The organism is Rhodanobacteraceae bacterium (genome assembly GCA_016713135.1).
Lineage (GTDB): Bacteria > Pseudomonadota > Gammaproteobacteria > Xanthomonadales > SZUA-5 > JADKFD01.
In genome coordinates, this window is record JADJPR010000004.1 from 50,349 (window position 1) to 66,352 (window position 16,004).

The following is a 16,004-nucleotide window of genomic DNA, read 5'->3' on the forward strand; positions in this document are numbered from 1 at the left end:
CATGACACTCGATCCCGCCGCTGCCTACACCGCCCTCGTCAGCCGCGACCGTCGTTTCGACGGGCGCTTCTTCGTCGCGGTGACCACCACCGGCATCTATTGCCGCCCGATCTGCCGCGTGCGCACGCCGAAAGCGAGCTCCTGCCGGTTCTTCGAGCACGCCGCGGCGGCCGAGTCGGCGGGCTTCCGGCCCTGCCTGCGCTGCCGGCCCGAACTGGCGCCCGGCGTGTCGTTGATCGACTCTCCGGACGCGCTGGCGCAGGCCGCCGCGCGCCTGCTGGATGCCGGCGTCGGCGACGCCGGTCTGGGCGCGGTCGCCGCACGCGTTGGCGTCACCGAGCGCCATCTGCGCCGGGTATTCGTCGCGCACTACGGGGTCACGCCGGTGGCGTGGCTGCAGACCCAGCGGCTGCTGCTGGCGAAGCGCCTGTTGACCGAGACCGCGCTGCCGGTGGGCGAGGTGGCGCTCGCGGCGGGTTTCCACAGCTTGCGGCGCTTCAATGCGCTGTTCCGCGAACGCTATCGGCTGGCGCCCACGCAGTTGCGGCGGGATACGCCTGCGGTCGCCAGCGAGGGCCTGACGCTGGCGCTGGACTACCGGCCACCCTATGCATGGGACGCGATCCTCGCTTTCCTGCGGGCACGCGCGGTGCCGGGCGTCGAGCAGGTCGTGGGCGATGGCTATCGGCGCATCGTGCGCATGGCTGCGGGCGGCAGCGAAAGCCTCGGTTGGATCGAGGTTCGCCACCTGCCGCAGCGATCCCAGTTGCTGCTGACCGTCGATCCCGACCTGCGCCGCGCGCTGGCGCCGCTGCTTGCCGGCGTGCGCCGGCAGTTCGACCTCGACTGCGATCCGCATCGCGTCAGCGCGGTTCTTGGCGAGTTGGCGGCAGGCGAGCCGGGCCTGCGCCTGCCCGGGTCCATCGACAGTTTCGAGCAGGCGGTGCGCGCGATCCTGGGCCAGCAGGTCAGCGTGGCCGCCGCGACCACGCTGGCCGGCCGCATGGCGCAGAGCCTGGGGACGCCGGTGCAGACGGTCCATGCCGGGTTGACGCACGCCTTCCCGGATGCCGCTCGCGTGGCGGCAGCCGGCGAGAGCGAACTCAGCGCGCTCGGAATCCTGGCGACGCGCGCGCGCAGCATCCAGGCACTCGCGCGCGCGCTCGTCGCTGGCGAGCTGCGGCTGGACCCGGATGCCCCGGTGGAGCCAACCCTGGAGCGCTTGCGCGCACTGCCGGGCATCGGCGAATGGACCGCGCAGTACATCGCGCTGCGCTGCCTGTCGTGGCCAGACGCCTTTCCGCACACCGATCTGATCATCCGCCGCGCGTTCGTCGACCAGACCCCGCGAGCGGTGCTTGCCGCTGCCGAACGCTGGCGCCCATGGCGCGGTTACGCCACCTTGCATCTGTGGAGACAGTCATGAACCTGTATTCGGCAAGCATCGACACGCAGCTCGGCCCCGTGCGGCTGGCAGCGACCGCGGAGGGCTTGTGCGGGCTCTGGTTCCGCGGCCAGCAGCACGAGCCGCCAGCACAGGACGGCACTCGCGCAGTCCATGAGACCGACCATCCGGCTCTGGCCGCTGCGGCACACTGGCTGCGCGATTTCTTCACTGGCGGCAGCGGTGCTCCGCGGCCACCGCTGGCGCCGCGCGGCACGCCGTTCCAGCGCGCCGTGTGGGATGCGCTGCTGCGGATTCCGTCGGGCAACACGACCAGCTACGCCGCACTGGCGCGGGATCTCGGTATGCCGCGCGCAACCCGTGCGGTTGCTGCGGCGATCGGCCGCAATCCGGTTTCGGTGCTGATTCCGTGTCACCGGGTGGTCGGCAGCGATGGCAGCCTGACCGGTTATGCCGGTGGGCTGGGTCGCAAGCGCGCGCTGCTCGACCTGGAGCAGGGCAGGGGCCTGCCGTGGCGGCAGGTGCGATCCGCTTACACCACGCAGTACGCGGACCCGATCGCGGTGGATGTGGGTGAGCGGGTCCGCTTCCAGGCGCGCCCGGACGATGGCGAGTTTCCCGGCTGGCGCTGGGCGCAGGCCACGGACGGCCGGGTCGGCTGGGTGCCGGAAGCGTGGTTCCGCGGGAATGGTGACGCTGGCGCCGCGGTGCGCGGCTACTCGGCGCGCGAGCTCACGGTGGAGACCGGCGCGCGTGTGCTGGAGGCCTTCGAGTTCGGCGGCGGGGTTTCCGCGATCCCGGAAACCGGCGAGCCGGGCTGGCTGCCGTCGACCGCGCTGGGCGAAGGCTGAGGCCAGCACCCGCCAGCCGCCACCGGTCACTCGACCTCGATGGTGATTTTTCGCTGACCACCGGCGGATCGTGCGGGATGTGATTCGCATCGCCCAGCAGCAGTTGCAGGGTGTGCTTGCCCGGCGCCAGTTCGACGCTGACCTCGGTCTGGCCGCCGCCGAAGTGGCGGTGCTTGTCGTCCGCCGGGATCGGCATGTCGGCCGGCGGTAGCGTGTCCACGTCGATCAACAGGTGGTGGTGGCCAGTCGCATCCTTGACCGTTCCGGCCGGTGCCACACCCATGCCAGACAGGCCGAAGCGCACGGTGACCGGGCTCTTCAGCTTTGCGCCGTTTTCCGGCGAAATGAAATAGACCTTGGCACCCGCCGGCGCCGCCGTACGCGGCAGCGGGCCGCCGAAGGCGACGACGGGCAACAGCAGGAACGAGAGCAGGGCGAGGCGCATGGAGTCGGCTCCGGTCAGGGAGCGCAGATCATGCCGTAATCGAATGCCATGGAGCAGTGAGAGGCCTTTGCCACTCACCACTCACCACTGAGCGCGGCGCAGCCGCGCGTACCACCCAATGCGCTTACTGCCAGGCCGCGACGCAGAGCGCCGTCAGCGTGCCGACGAAGAAGGTCAGGCCGAGTTGCAGCAGGCCATTGGCCGCCAGCACCACGCGCACGTCCCCCGGCGCCTGCAGCAGGTGTTCGTGCTCGGGCTCGTCGAAGTACATGACCTTGATGATGCGCAGGTAGTAGTAGGCGCCGATCACCGCCATGACCACGGCCACGATCGCGAGCCACAGCCAGCCGGCGTTGATCGCCGCCTGCAGCACGTAGAGCTTGGAGAAGAACCCGACCAGCGGCGGGAAGCCGGCCAGCGAGCCCATGATCAGCAGCATCAGGAAGGCGAACCATGGGTTGCGCTGGTTCAAGCCCTTGAAGTCGTCGATCTTGTCGCACTCGAAACCGGCGTTCGACAGCGCGATGATCATGCCGAAGGCGCCAGTGGTCATCAGCGCGTAGGTGATCGCGTAGAACATTGCGGCCGCCATGCCGGCGTCGGTGCCACTCATGATGCCGAGCAGCACGAAGCCGACGTGCGAGATGGTGGAGTAGGCGAGCATGCGCTTGATGTTGGTCTGCGCGATGGCGGCGAGGTTGCCCACGATCATGGACAGCAGCGCAAGGAAACCGAGCATCTGCGACCAGTCGCGCACCAGCGGTTCCAGGCCCTCGGACAGCAGGCGGAAAGCCATGCCGACTCCCGCCAGTTTGGGCGCCGAGGCGAGGAACAGCGTGATCGCAGTCGGCGCGCCCTGGTAGACGTCCGGCACCCACATGTGGAAGGGCACTGCGCCGAGCTTGAAGCCGACGCCGACCACGATAAACACCACCGCGAAGGCCAACACCACCTTCGGCTGGTCGCCGGAGGACAGGCGCGTGGCGATCTCCGCCAGGTCCAGGCTGCCGGTCATGCCATAGAGCATCGACATGCCGTACAGCAGCAGGCCCGAAGCCAGGGCGCCAAGCACGAAGTACTTCATCGCCGACTCGGCGGCCACCGGGGATTCGCGGTCCATCGCGACCAGCGCGTAGCAGCTGAGCGCCATCAGTTCGAGACCGAGGTAGACCGTCAGCAGGTTGCCGCCGGAAACAAGGATGCACATGCCGAGCACCGCGAACAGCGCCAGGGTGTAGAACTCGGCGACGAACAGCTTGTGCGTGCGCAGGTAGAACTTGGCGTAGACGAAGACGATCGCCGTCGTCAGGTAGACGAACAGCTTGAGCACATCGCCCATCCCGTCGCGGATGAACATGCCGCCGGCTACGGCAACGCGCTCGCCCATCGCGAAATCGCGCAGGGTGAGGATCGCGGTGAACACCAGCGTCAGTGTCGCCAGGAAATGCACCAGCCCGCGGCGACGCTCATCGATGTAGAGGCCGGCAATCAGGATCACGCTGGTCATGCCGAGCAGGAACAGCTCCGGCAGCAGCGGCAGCAAATCGGTCCAGGTCTTGATCATGTTCGCGTGTCCCTCAACCCGGAATGCCGATGAGCTTGGTGGTCGTCACATGGCGCAGCAGGGCCTCGACGCTGGTCTGCATCACGTCGATCAGCGGCGCCGGCCACAGGCCGATCAGCAGCACGAAGAAGGCAAGCACGCCCATGACGATCCATTCGCGGCCGTTGAGGTCGGTCAGTTCCGCGACGTGGGAATTGGCGACATCGCCGAAGATGACGCGCTTGACCAGCCACAGGGTGTAGGCGGCGCCGATGATCAGCGTCAGGCCAGCCAGCGCGGCCAGGCCCAGGCTGGTCTTGACCGTCGCCAGGATCACCATGAACTCGCCGACAAAGCCGCTGGTGCCCGGCAGGCCGCAGTTCGCCATCGCGAAGAAGACCATGAAAGTGGCGAACCACGGCATGGTGTTGACCACACCGCCGTAATCGGCGATCTGGCGCGAGTGCATGCGGTCGTACAGCACGCCGACCGCGCCGAACATCGCCGCCGACACGAAGCCGTGCGAGATCATCTGCACCATCGCACCCTGCACGCCGAGCGCCGCCGTGTCCGGCGAGTTGCTCTTGGCGACCAGCGCGAAAGCGATGAACAGGCCGAGGGTGACGAAGCCCATGTGGCTGATCGAGGAATAGGCGATCAGCTTCTTCATGTCCTGCTGCGCAAGCGCCACGAAGCCGATGTAGACCACCGCGATCAGCGACATGGCGATGATCAGCCAGGCGAATTCGGCGCTCGCGTCGGGGGCGATCGGCAGCGAGAAGCGCAGGAAGCCGTAGCCGCCGATCTTCAGCATCACCGCGGCCAGCACCATCGAACCGCCGGTCGGCGCCTCGACGTGCGCGTCCGGCAACCAGGTGTGCACCGGCCACATCGGGATCTTGACCGCGAAGGCCAGCAGGAAGGCGAAGAACAGCCAGGTCTGCTCGCCCATCGTCAGCGTCATCGCCTGCATGTCGGCAAGCTGGAAGCTCTGGCCCTTCAGGTACAGGTAGATCAGGCCCAGCAGCATGAACACCGAGCCGAGGAAGGTGTACAGGAAGAACTTCATCGTCGCGTAAACGCGCCGCGGGCCACCCCAGACGCCGATGATGATGAACATCGGGATCAGCATGCCTTCGAAGAACACGTAGAACAGCAACGCGTCCTGCGCCGCGAAAACGCCGTTCATGAGGCCGGCGAGCGCGAGGAAGGCGGCGACGTACTGGGTCGGCTTGTAGTCGATCACTTCCCAGCCGGCGATCAGCACCAGCACCGTGACGATCGAGGTCAGCGCGATCAGCGGCAGGCTGAAGCCGTCGATGCCGAGGTGGTATTCAATCGAAAAGGCCGCGATCCACGGTGTGCGCTCGACGAACTGCATCGCGCTGGTCGTGGTGTCGAAGTTCGACCACAACGGGATGCACAGCGCGGCCGTGGCCAGCGCCACGATCAGCGCGAGCCATTTGGCCGCGCCGGCATTGCGGTCGCCAGTGACGAGCACGGCGACGGCGCCAGCGATCGGCAGCCAGACGAGGAGGGACAGCAGGGGCCAGTCGGCAAGCATTGGCGTCAGGTTCTTGTAGGTATCTGTTGGGTGCCCATGAGGGCACGAGGGCACTTGGCGAGGGCACGAGGGCACGAGGGCAAGAGGGCACGCAGAAGCGCGCTCCTGTGTAGCCGCATCGCACCTGATCTGGAGCGCGATTCACGCGCAAGTTCACCGGGCTCCGCTTTCGCGTGCCCTCGTGCCCTCGTGCCCTCGTGCCCTCCAAGGCTCTTCATGCCTCGCCTCACTGCAGCAGCGCGAACGCGCCGACGATGACGATCAGACCGAGGATCATCATGAAGGCGTAGTGGAACAGGAAGCCGGACTGCAGGCGGCGCACCACGTAGGCGATGCGCGACACCGTGCCCGCCGAGCCGTCGACCAGCATGCCGTCGATCACTGCCTGGTCGCAGACACGCCAGAACAGGCGGCCGAGGGCCACGCTGCCGCGCGCGAACACCGCCTGGTTGAACTCGTCGAAGCCGTACTTGCGCTCGAGGATGCGCGGGATCGGGCCAAAGGCCTTGTGCAGCTTGTCGGCGATGGCCGGGTTCAGCAGGTAGATGTAGGTGGCCAGGCCTGCCCCGAACAGCGCGATCCACACGGGCCAGGTCATGAAGCCGTGCAGCGCGAAGGCCAGCGGGCCGTGCTCGAAGTGGTGCGCCATCTCGGCCAGCGGCGCACGGCCTTCGGCGAGGAAGATCGCATTGCCGAAGAAGTCGCCGAACAGCATCGGGCCGGCGGTGAAGAAGCCGATCAGCAGCGACGGGATCGCCAGCAGGACCAGCGGCAGGGTCACCACCCACGGGGTCTCGTGCGGCTTGTGATCGCCGTGGCCATGGTCGTCGTGCCCGTGGTGCGCGTCATGTCCATGGCCGTGACTGTCGTGGCCGAAGCGTTCCTTGCCGTGGAAGGCGAGGTAGAGCATGCGGAAGGAGTAGAAGGCGGTCACGCCGACGCCAATCAGCAGCGACCAGTAGGCGAGCGTCGCGCCCGGACGGGTAGCGTGCTCGACCGCGATCAGGATCGCGTCCTTGGAATAGAAGCCGCTGGTGCCCGGAAAGCCCATCAGGGCCAGCGTGCCGACCCAGGCGGTGATGAAGGTGATCGGCATGTACTTGCGCAATCCGCCCATCTTGCGCAGGTCCTGCTCGTGGTGCATGGCGATGATCACCGAGCCGGCGCCGAGGAACAGCAGCGCCTTGAAGAAGGCGTGGGTCATCAGGTGGAAGATCGCGGCCGAGTAGGCCGAGGCGCCGAGCGCGACCGTCATGTAGCCGAGCTGCGACAGGGTGGAGTAGGCCACCACGCGCTTGATGTCGTTCTGCACGATGCCGATGAAGCCCATGAACAGCGCGGTGATCGAGCCGATCACCAGGATCACGCTGAGCGCGGTTTCGGACAGCTCGAACAGCGGCGACATGCGCGCCACCATGAAGATGCCGGCGGTGACCATGGTCGCCGCGTGGATCAGCGCGGAGATCGGGGTCGGGCCTTCCATCGAGTCCGGCAGCCAGACGTGCAGCGGGACCTGGGCGCTCTTGCCCATCGCGCCGACGAACAACAGCAGGCAGATCACCGTCGGCACCGCCCACTCGACCGCGCCATAAGGGTTGAAGGTCTGGCCGACCAGCGTCGGCGCCGCGGCGAACACGGTGGCGTAATCCAGGCTGCCGAGGTAGGCCAGCACCATGCCGATGCCGAGCAGGAAGCCGAAATCGCCCACGCGGTTGACCAGGAAGGCCTTGAGGTTGGCGAAGATCGCCGTCGGGCGCTTGAACCAGAAGCCGATCAGCAGGTAGGAGACGAGGCCCACAGCTTCCCAGCCGAAGAACAGCTGCATGAAGTTGTTGCTCATCACGAGCATCAGCATCGAGAAGGTGAACAGCGAGATGTAGCCGAAGAAGCGCTGGTAGCCCGGATCCTCTTCCATGTAGCCGATGGTGTAGATGTGCACCATCAGCGACACGCTGGTGACCACCACCATCATCGTCGCGGTCAGGGCGTCGACCAGGAAGCCGACCTCGGCCTTGATCGAGCCGATCTGGAACCAGTTGTAGATGGTCATGTTGACCGGTTCGGCGCCGTCGAACGCGATCAACTTGAGCACGTATGCGCTCAAGCCCGCGCTGACGGCGACCCCGAGGATGGTCACCGTGTGCGCACCGGCGCGGCCGATCTGGCGGCCGAACAGGCCCGCAAGGATGGCTCCGAGCAGCGGCGCGAGGGCGGTCGTCAGCAGTAGCGATTTCGTGATCATGTCAGCCGCGCATCGTGTCGAGTTCGGCGACGTTGATCGTGCGCCGGTTGCGGAACACCACCACCAGGATGGCCAGGCCGATCGCGGCCTCGGCGGCGGCGACGGTCAGGATGAAGAACACGAACACCTGGCCCGCCATGTCGTCGAGGTAGCGCGAGAAGGCGATGAAGTTCATGTTGACGCTGAGCAGCATCAACTCGATAGCCATCAGCAGGATGATGATGTTCTTGCGGTTGATGAAGATGCCGGCGACGCTGATGCAGAACAGCAGGCCGGCCAGGATCAGCCACCAGGACAGGGGAATCGCGTTCATGCGCCGTGTCCCTCCTTGGAATCGGACGGCATCTTCACCACGCGCAGGCGGTCGGCCTTGCGCACCATCGTCTGCTTGCTAGGGTCCTGCGTCTTGACGCCCTCGCGGCGGCGGTGGGTCAGCGCGATCGCGGCGATGATGGCCACCAGCAGGATCACCGCGGCGATCTCGAAGGGATAGACGTAATCGGTGTAGAGCAGCCGGCCGAGCGCCTCGGTGTTGCTGCCTTCGATCACCGGCGCGGGCGCGGCGAACTTGTCGAGCCCGAAGTGGCGGCTGCCGAGCACCGCGACCATTTCCGCGGCCATGATTGCCGCGACCAGGATGCCGACCGGCAGGTAGCGCGCGAAGCCCTCGCGCAGCGGCGCGACGTTGATGTCGAGCATCATGACCACGAACAGGAACAGCACCATCACCGCGCCGACGTAGACCAGCACCAGGGTGATGCCGAGGAATTCGGCGCGCAGCAGGATCCACAGCATCGCGCTGGTGAAGAAGGTCAGCACCAGGCTCATCGCGGCATGCACCGGATTGCGCAGGGTGACCACCGCACCGGCGGCGATGACCAGCATCGTCGCCAGGGCAAGGAAGATGATCGGCTCGAAGCTCATGGTCGGGTCTTCAGCGGCGCATTAACGGTAGGGGGCGTCGAGTGCCCGGGCCTGGGCGATCTCTTTCTCGAAGCGGTCGCCGATGGCGAGCAACTGCTGCTTGCCGACCACGCTCTCGCCGCGGGTTTCGAAGTGGTATTCGGAGATGTGGGTCTCCACGATCGAATCCACCGGGCAGGACTCCTCGCAGAATCCGCAGAAGATGCACTTGAAGAGGTCGATCTCGTAGCGCGTGGTGCGGCGGGTGCCGTCCGCGCGCTGCTCCGAATCGATGGTGATCGCCAGCGCCGGGCACACCGCCTCGCACAGCTTGCAGGCGATGCAGCGTTCCTCGCCATTGGGATAGCGGCGCAGGGCGTGCAGACCGCGGAATCGGTGCGACTTCGGCGACTTCTCTTCGGGGTAGCGCAGGGTGTACTTGGGACGGAAGAAATAGCGTCCGGTCAGCGACAGGCCGACCAGCAATTCCTTCAGCATCAAGCTCTTGAAGTAGTGCGTAATGGCGCCCATGGCTCTCTCCTCAGACGCCGCGTTCGACGAACTTGCCGACCACCAGGACCGCGATCACGGCGATCCAGACGATGGTGATCGGGATGAACACCTTCCAGCCCAGGCGCATGATCTGGTCATAGCGATAGCGCGGGAAGGTGGCGCGGAACCACAGGTAGCAGAAAGCGAAGAAGCCGGCCTTGGCGAACAGCCAGATGAAGCTCGGCTCGCCCAGCGGACCGCCGATCCAGCCCTGCACCGGCGACAGCCAGCCGCCCAGGAACATGATCGCAGCGAGGAAGCTGATCAGGATCATGTTCGCGTATTCGGCGAGGAAGAACACCGCGAAGGCGGCGCCCGAGTACTCGACGTGGAAGCCGGCGACGATTTCCGACTCGCCCTCGGCGACGTCGAAGGGCGCGCGGTTGGTCTCGGCCACGCCGGAGATCACGTAGATCACGAACAGCGGCAGCAGCGGCAGCCAGAACCACTCGAAGAAGCCGGCATTGCCTGCCTGCGCGAGCACGATCTTCTCGATGTTCAGGCTGCCGGAGGCGACGATCACGCCGACCAGCGCGAAGCCCATCGCGATCTCGTAGGAGACGATCTGCGCCGCCGAGCGCATCGCGCCGAGGAAGGCGTACTTGGAGTTCGACGCCCAGCCGGCGAGGATCACGCCGTAGACGCCGAGCGAGGTCATCGAGAGCAGGTAGAGCAGGCCGGCGTCGATCTGGGTCAGCGCCATGCCCTGGTCGAAGGGGATCACCGCCCATGCCGCGAAGGCGGGGGCCAGGGTCAGCACCGGTGCGAGCAGGTACAGGAACTTGTCGGCGTTGGTCGGCAGCACGATCTCCTTGAAGATCGCCTTCACCGTATCGGCAAAGGGCTGTGCGAGTGCCAGCGGGCCGATTTCAGTGGGGCCCAGGCGCACCTGCATCCAGCCGATCACCTTGCGCTCGGCCAGGGTGTAGAAGGCCACCGCGACAATCAGCGGCACCGCGATCAGAAGGATCTTGATCAGGGTCCACGCAAGCAGCAACAGATCATCCATGGCTCACCCGCTCGATCACGATGCGCTGGCCGCTGACCGGGAGGTCGGCGGCGGCGGCGAATCCGGTGGGAATGCGACACATGCCCCGCGGCACCTCGGCTGAGGCGGTGCACGCGTAGCGCTTGCCGCCGATGGCCACGTCGCCGCCCGTGCCGATGCCCAGCGCCAGCGCATCCTCGGGATTGACGCGCAGGTTGCCGTCCTCGCCGAGCACGGTGCCCTGCAAGGCTGGCGCGCGTCGCACCACGCTGTCGACGCGATAGATCGGCAGGTACTGCTGGACCACGAAGCCTTCGCCCGCGGACATCGGGGCAGGGGAGGCGGCGGCAGCGCCGGGCTCCACGTTGCCGCCTTCCAGCAGCGGACGGACCGTGGCATGCACCGCAGCGAAGTCGATCGCATCGAAGCCGGCGAAGTTGAGCTGTGCACCCAGCGCGCGCAGCACGCGCCATCCGGCACGCGCCTCACCCGGCAGCTTGGCGCCGGCGGCGACCGTCTGCACCGTGCCATCGACGTTCACGTAGCTGCCGTCGATCTCGGGCGTCAGGCCGATCGGCAGCAGCACGTTGGCGTGGGCGGCGAGCGCCGGATTGACATATGCGGCGAAGGCGAGCACGAATTCCGCTCCGGACAGTGCCTGCTGCGCAGCCGCGCCATTGGCGAAGTCTTCCGGGACCTCGGCGCCGTAAAGCACCAGCGCGCGCGGCTTCGCGTGCAGCGCCGCGTTCACAGCCAGGCCCACACGCACGCTCGCGCCGGCCGGTCCGCGGTGCGGCACGCAGCCCACGCGCCAGGCGGCGCCGCCGTTGGCACCCTGCGGCATTTCGTCGAAGCTGCCACCACAGGCCTGCGCGATGAAGCGCGCGATGCGGCGCAGCAGCGAGGCAGCGGGGTGGCGCACGGCGTGGTCGCCGAACAGCACGCGGCTGGGTTCGCGCTCGTGCAGGCCGCGCGCGATGGCCGCGGCTTCCACCTGTCGGGTCGAACGCGCGGCCCATTCATTGATTTCGGCGCTGCAGGCCAGAGTACGCAACTGGGCCAGCGCAGCGGCGACCGCGGCGAGGTCGGCGACCTGCTGCTCCGGATTGCCGACCAGGTTCTGTCCCAGCGAGAAATGGTGGTCGAAGGCCAGCGGATTGATCGCGTGAACCTCGGCGCCGTGCTTCCACGCGCGGCGGATCCGATGACCGAGCAGCGGCGCATCGTGGCGCGGATGGCTGCCGACCAGCAGGATCGCGCGCGCATCGGAGTAGCCGGCGACCGGCGCGGCAAAACCCGGCGCGATCGGGGCGGCGGCATCGTCGCTGGTGTCCAACTGGCGCAGACGGTGGTCGATGTTCGCGCTGCCCAGGCCGCGAGCCATCGCCTGGAACAGGTACAGTTCTTCGGCGCTGGCGCCAGAGCTGGCGAGCGCGGCCAGCGAATCGCCGCCGTGGCGTGACACCGCGGCTTGCAGGCCCTCCGCCGCCGCCTTGATCGCCTCTTCCCAGCTGGCATCCACCCACTTGCCGTCGCGCTTGATGCGCGGCGTGGTCACGCGATCGGCGTGGGTGAGCGCCTGGTGGCTGTAGCGGTCGCGATCGGACAGCCAGTTCTCGTTGATCGCTTCGTTGTCGCGCGGCACCGAGCGCAGCACTTCGCCGCGGCGGATGTGCAGGTACAGGTTGGAGCCGAGCGCATCGTGGTAGCCGATGCTCTCGCGCGCCAGCAGCTCCCACGGACGCGCGCGGAAGCGGAACACCTTGTTGGTCAGCGCGCCGACCGGGCACAGGTCGATCACGTTGCCGGACAGCTCGGAGCGCAGCGAACGGCCGATGTAGGTGCCGATTTCGGTGTGCTCGCCGCGGAACATGCCGCCAAGCTCGGTGGTGCCGGCGATGTCGTCCATGAAGCGCACGCAGCGGGTGCAATGGATGCAGCGGGTCATCTCGGTGGCGACCAGCGGACCGAGGTCCTCGTCGGCCACCACGCGCTTGCGCTCGGCGAAGCGCGAAACCGAGCGGCCGTAGCCCATCGCCACGTCCTGCAGCTCGCATTCGCCGCCCTGGTCGCAGACCGGGCAGTCGAGCGGGTGGTTGACCAGCAGGAACTCCATGACGTTGCGCTGCGAGTCCAGCGCGCGCTTGCTGCGCGTGTAGACCTTCATGCCTTCCATGATCGGCGTGGCGCAGGCCGGCATCGGCTTGGGCGCCTTCTCGACGTCGACCAGGCACATGCGGCAGTTGGCCGCGATCGCCAGCTTCTCGTGGTAGCAGAAGCGCGGGATCTGGATGCCGGCCTTGTCGGCGGCCTGGATGATCATCGCGCCCTTGGGCGCCTTCAGCGCCTGGCCGTCGATCTCGATGTTGACGAGGTCGGGGGCGGATTGTCCGGTGGGCGCCGCGCTCATGCCGCGTTCCTCATCGCATCGTCCACGATCGATTTCTTGTGGGTCACGTAGTACTCGAACTCGGGCCAGAACTGCTTGAGCATGCCCTGCACCGGCCACGCGGCGGCCTCGCCGAAGGCGCAAATGGTGTGGCCCTCGATCTGCCCGGCGGCGCTCTTCAGCAGGTGCAGGTCTTCCAGCGTGCCCTTGCCCTCGCTGATGCGCTTGAGCACGCGGTACATCCAACCGGTGCCTTCGCGGCATGGGGTGCACTGGCCGCAGGACTCGTGGTAGTAGAAGCGCGAGATGCGGGTCAGCGCGCGCACCATGCAGGTGCTGTCGTCCATCACGATGACCGCGCCGGAACCGAGGCCCGAGCCCGCCTTCTGCAGGCTGTCGAAGTCCATCGTGATGTCCATCATCACCGAGGCCGGCAGCACCGGCATCGACGAACCGCCCGGGATCACGCCCTTGAGCTTGCGTCCAGGGCGCAGGCCGCCGGCCATTTCCAGCAAATCGCGGAACGGGGTGCCGAGCGGCACCTCGTAATTGCCGGGCTTCTGCACGTGTCCGGAGACCGAGAAGATCTTCGGGCCGCCGTTGTTCGGCTTGCCGATGGCGAGGAACCACTCGGCGCCGTTGCGGATGATCGCCGGCACCGAGGCGAAGGTCTCGGTGTTGTTGATCGTGGTCGGCTTGCCGTACAGGCCGTAGTTGGCGGGGAAGGGCGGCTTGAAGCGCGGCTGGCCCTTCTTGCCTTCCAGCGATTCCATCAGCGCGGTTTCTTCGCCGCAGATGTAGGCGCCGGCGCCGAGCGAGGCGTAGAGGTCGTAGTCGAAGCCTGAGCCCTGGATGTTCTTGCCCAGCCAGCCGTGCTGGTAGGCCTCGCGCACGGCGTTGTCGAAGCGCTCGAAGGACTCGCCCTGGAACTCGCCGCGCATGTAGTTGTAGCCAGCGGTGGCGCCCATCGCCCAGCCGCCGATGATCATGCCCTCGATCACCGCATGCGGATTGAAGCGCAGGATGTCGCGGTCATGGCAGGTGCCGGGCTCGGACTCGTCCGAATTGCACAGGATGTACTTGGTGCCCGGCGCATTGCGCGGCATGAAGCTCCACTTCAGGCCGGTGGGGAAGCCCGCGCCGCCGCGGCCGCGCAGCGCCGAGGCCTTGACCGCGTCGATCACCTGCTCGCGGGTCCAGCCTTCGGTCAGCACCTTGCGCAGCGCCTGGTAGCCACCCGATTTCAGGTAGTTCTCGTAGCTCCACGGCTGGTCGTAGTGCAGCGTGGTGAAGCAGACGTTGTGGGCCTGCGGGACGAGGCCGAGCGGATTCATCATCGTCGTCACTTCAGGGCATCCAGGATCGCATCGACCTTTTCGGTGGTCAGATGCTCGTGATACTCGCCATTCACCCACATCATCGGCGCGCGCACGCAGCCGGCCAGGCATTCCTCTTCCTGGATCAGGTGAATGCGGCCGTCCGGGGTGCTCTCGCCGGCGTGGATGCCGAGCTTGTGCTCGACGTGCTCCAGCAACTGGTCGGCGCCGTTGAGCCAGCACGAAATGTTGGTGCAGATCGACACCTTGTGGCGCCCGCACGGCCCGATGTGGAACAGCGAATAAAAGGTCGCGACCTCGTAAGCCTGGGTCGTCGGGATGCCGAGGTACGCGGCCACCGCAGCGATCAATTCGTCGGTCAGGTGGCCGAGGTTCTGCTTCTGGGCGATACGCAGGCCCGCCAGCACGGCGCTGCGTTTGCGGTCCGCCGGGTACTTCGCGATCCAGGCATCCAGTTGCGCGCGGCTGTCGGCGGTCAGTGCCTGGTGGGCATCGACCGCGACCGGCACGGCCTGCTCGTTGCGGGCCTTCATCGATCGATCTCTCCGAACACGATATCCAGCGTGCCGATCACCGCAACCACGTCCGGCAGCATGTGGCCGCGGACGATCTCGTCCATCGCCGACAGGTGCACGAAGCCGGGGGCGCGCAGCTTGACGCGGAAGGGCTTGTTGGCGCCGTCGGCGATGATGTACGCGCCGAACTCGCCCTTCGGCGCCTCGACTGCACAGTAAATCTCGCCCGGCGGCACCGAGTAGCCCTCGGTGAACAGCTTGAAGTGATGGATCAGCGCTTCCATGTCTTCCTTCATCTCGACACGGGAGGGCGGGGCCACCTTGTAGTTGCGCAGCATCACGTCGCCCGGGTTGGCGCGCAGCCACTTGATGCACTGCTGCATGATGCGGGTCGACTGGCGCAGTTCCTCGACGCGGCAGACGTAGCGATCGTAGCAGTCGCCGTTGACGCCGACCGGGATGTCGAACTCGACCTGGTCGTAGGCGGCATAGGGTTGCTTCTTGCGCAGATCCCAGGCGATGCCGGAGCCGCGCAGCATCGGGCCGCTCATGCCCATGCGCAGCGCCAGTTCAGGCGACACCACGCCGATGTTGACGGTGCGCTGCTTCCAGATGCGGTTGTCGGTGAGCAGCGTTTCGTACTCGTCGATGCGCTTGTAGAAGTCCTCGCAGAAGGCATCGAAGAAATCGAGCATGCTGCCCTGGCGCCATTCGTTGCGGCGCTTGAGATCCGCGCCCTTGGTCCAGCGGCTCTCCTTGTACTGCGGCATGCGCTCGGGCAAATCGCGGTAGACGCCGCCCGGACGGTAGTAGCAGGCGTGCATGCGCGCGCCGGACACCGCCTCGTAGGCATCCATCAGTTCCTCGCGCTCGCGGAAGGCGTACAGGAACAGGGTCATCGCACCAAGATCGAGCGCGTTGCTGCCCAGCCACAGCAGGTGGTTCAGGATGCGCGTGACTTCGTCGAACAGCGTGCGGATGTACTGCGCGCGGATCGGCGCCTCGACGCCGAGCAGGCGCTCGATCGCACGCACATAGGCGTGCTCGTTGCACATCATCGACATGTAGTCCAGGCGATCCATGTAGCCGATCGACTGGTTGTAGGGCTTGCTCTCGGCCAGCTTCTCGGTGCCGCGGTGGAGCAGGCCGACATGCGGATCGGCGCGCACCACGGTCTCGCCATCCAGTTCCAGCACCAGGCGCAGCACGCCGTGCGCGGCCGGATGCTGCGGCCCGAAGTTCATCGTGTAGTTGCGGATCTCGGCCATGG

At 66.9% G+C, this 16,004-nt stretch carries 14 protein-coding genes; 2 read left to right on the top strand and 12 right to left on the bottom strand.

Annotated features, from left to right (window positions below):
* Position 1: 1 nt before the first annotated feature.
* A complete protein-coding gene (alkA, locus tag IPK27_06015) occupies positions 2-1,426 on the top strand; it encodes a DNA-3-methyladenine glycosylase 2 (GenBank protein MBK8067179.1) in 1,425 nt (474 codons plus the stop codon).
* On the top strand, positions 1,423-2,256 hold the full coding sequence (locus IPK27_06020) for a methylated-DNA--[protein]-cysteine S-methyltransferase (protein ID MBK8067180.1): 834 nt from the start codon (positions 1,423-1,425) through the stop codon (positions 2,254-2,256). Before alkA ends, IPK27_06020 begins: the two co-directional genes overlap by 4 nt.
* On the opposite strand, the gene IPK27_06025 is transcribed toward IPK27_06020, so the two are convergent.
* From IPK27_06025 to IPK27_06080, 12 genes are all read right to left on the bottom strand, one after another.
* Positions 2,138-2,701, bottom strand: a complete 564-nt coding sequence (locus IPK27_06025) for a DUF4399 domain-containing protein (GenBank protein ID MBK8067181.1) — start codon at positions 2,699-2,701, stop codon at positions 2,138-2,140. The genes IPK27_06020 and IPK27_06025 overlap by 119 nt on opposite strands.
* 124 nt (positions 2,702-2,825) lie before the next feature.
* Complete coding sequence (gene nuoN / locus IPK27_06030) at positions 2,826-4,265, bottom strand: NADH-quinone oxidoreductase subunit NuoN (GenBank protein MBK8067182.1); 1,440 nt, start codon at positions 4,263-4,265, stop codon at positions 2,826-2,828.
* Positions 4,266-4,278: 13 nt separating this feature from the next.
* A complete protein-coding gene (locus IPK27_06035; GenBank protein MBK8067183.1) occupies positions 4,279-5,808 on the bottom strand; it encodes an NADH-quinone oxidoreductase subunit M in 1,530 nt (509 codons plus the stop codon).
* A gap of 226 nt (positions 5,809-6,034) precedes the next feature.
* Positions 6,035-8,050, bottom strand: a complete 2,016-nt coding sequence (nuoL, locus tag IPK27_06040; protein MBK8067184.1) for an NADH-quinone oxidoreductase subunit L — start codon at positions 8,048-8,050, stop codon at positions 6,035-6,037.
* A gap of 1 nt (position 8,051) precedes the next feature.
* Positions 8,052-8,363, bottom strand: a complete 312-nt coding sequence (gene nuoK, locus IPK27_06045; protein ID MBK8067185.1) for an NADH-quinone oxidoreductase subunit NuoK — start codon at positions 8,361-8,363, stop codon at positions 8,052-8,054.
* Positions 8,360-8,974 (bottom strand): NADH-quinone oxidoreductase subunit J, encoded by a 615-nt coding sequence (locus tag IPK27_06050; protein MBK8067186.1) that lies wholly within the window; start codon positions 8,972-8,974, stop codon positions 8,360-8,362. Before IPK27_06050 ends, nuoK begins: the two co-directional genes overlap by 4 nt.
* Before the next feature lie 21 nt (positions 8,975-8,995).
* The gene (gene nuoI / locus IPK27_06055) at positions 8,996-9,484 is read right to left on the bottom strand and encodes an NADH-quinone oxidoreductase subunit NuoI (GenBank protein MBK8067187.1); all 489 of its coding nucleotides are present in this window, start codon (positions 9,482-9,484) and stop codon (positions 8,996-8,998) included.
* Between the two features lie 10 nt (positions 9,485-9,494).
* Positions 9,495-10,514: an NADH-quinone oxidoreductase subunit NuoH gene (gene nuoH / locus IPK27_06060; protein ID MBK8067188.1), complete on the bottom strand. Its 1,020-nt coding sequence runs from the start codon at positions 10,512-10,514 to the stop codon at positions 9,495-9,497.
* Entirely contained in the window at positions 10,507-12,903 is a 2,397-nt protein-coding gene (locus IPK27_06065; GenBank protein ID MBK8067189.1) for an NADH-quinone oxidoreductase subunit G, read from the bottom strand. Before IPK27_06065 ends, nuoH begins: the two co-directional genes overlap by 8 nt.
* On the bottom strand, positions 12,900-14,219 hold the full coding sequence (nuoF, locus tag IPK27_06070; protein MBK8067190.1) for an NADH-quinone oxidoreductase subunit NuoF: 1,320 nt from the start codon (positions 14,217-14,219) through the stop codon (positions 12,900-12,902). Before nuoF ends, IPK27_06065 begins: the two co-directional genes overlap by 4 nt.
* Positions 14,220-14,224: 5 nt before the next feature.
* Positions 14,225-14,752 (bottom strand): NAD(P)H-dependent oxidoreductase subunit E, encoded by a 528-nt coding sequence (locus tag IPK27_06075; GenBank protein MBK8067191.1) that lies wholly within the window; start codon positions 14,750-14,752, stop codon positions 14,225-14,227.
* Positions 14,749-16,002 carry an NADH-quinone oxidoreductase subunit D gene (locus tag IPK27_06080; protein ID MBK8067192.1) on the bottom strand — a complete coding sequence of 418 codons (1,254 nt, stop codon included), beginning with the start codon at positions 16,000-16,002 and terminating at the stop codon, positions 14,749-14,751. Before IPK27_06080 ends, IPK27_06075 begins: the two co-directional genes overlap by 4 nt.
* Between the last annotated feature and the right edge of the window lie 2 nt (positions 16,003-16,004).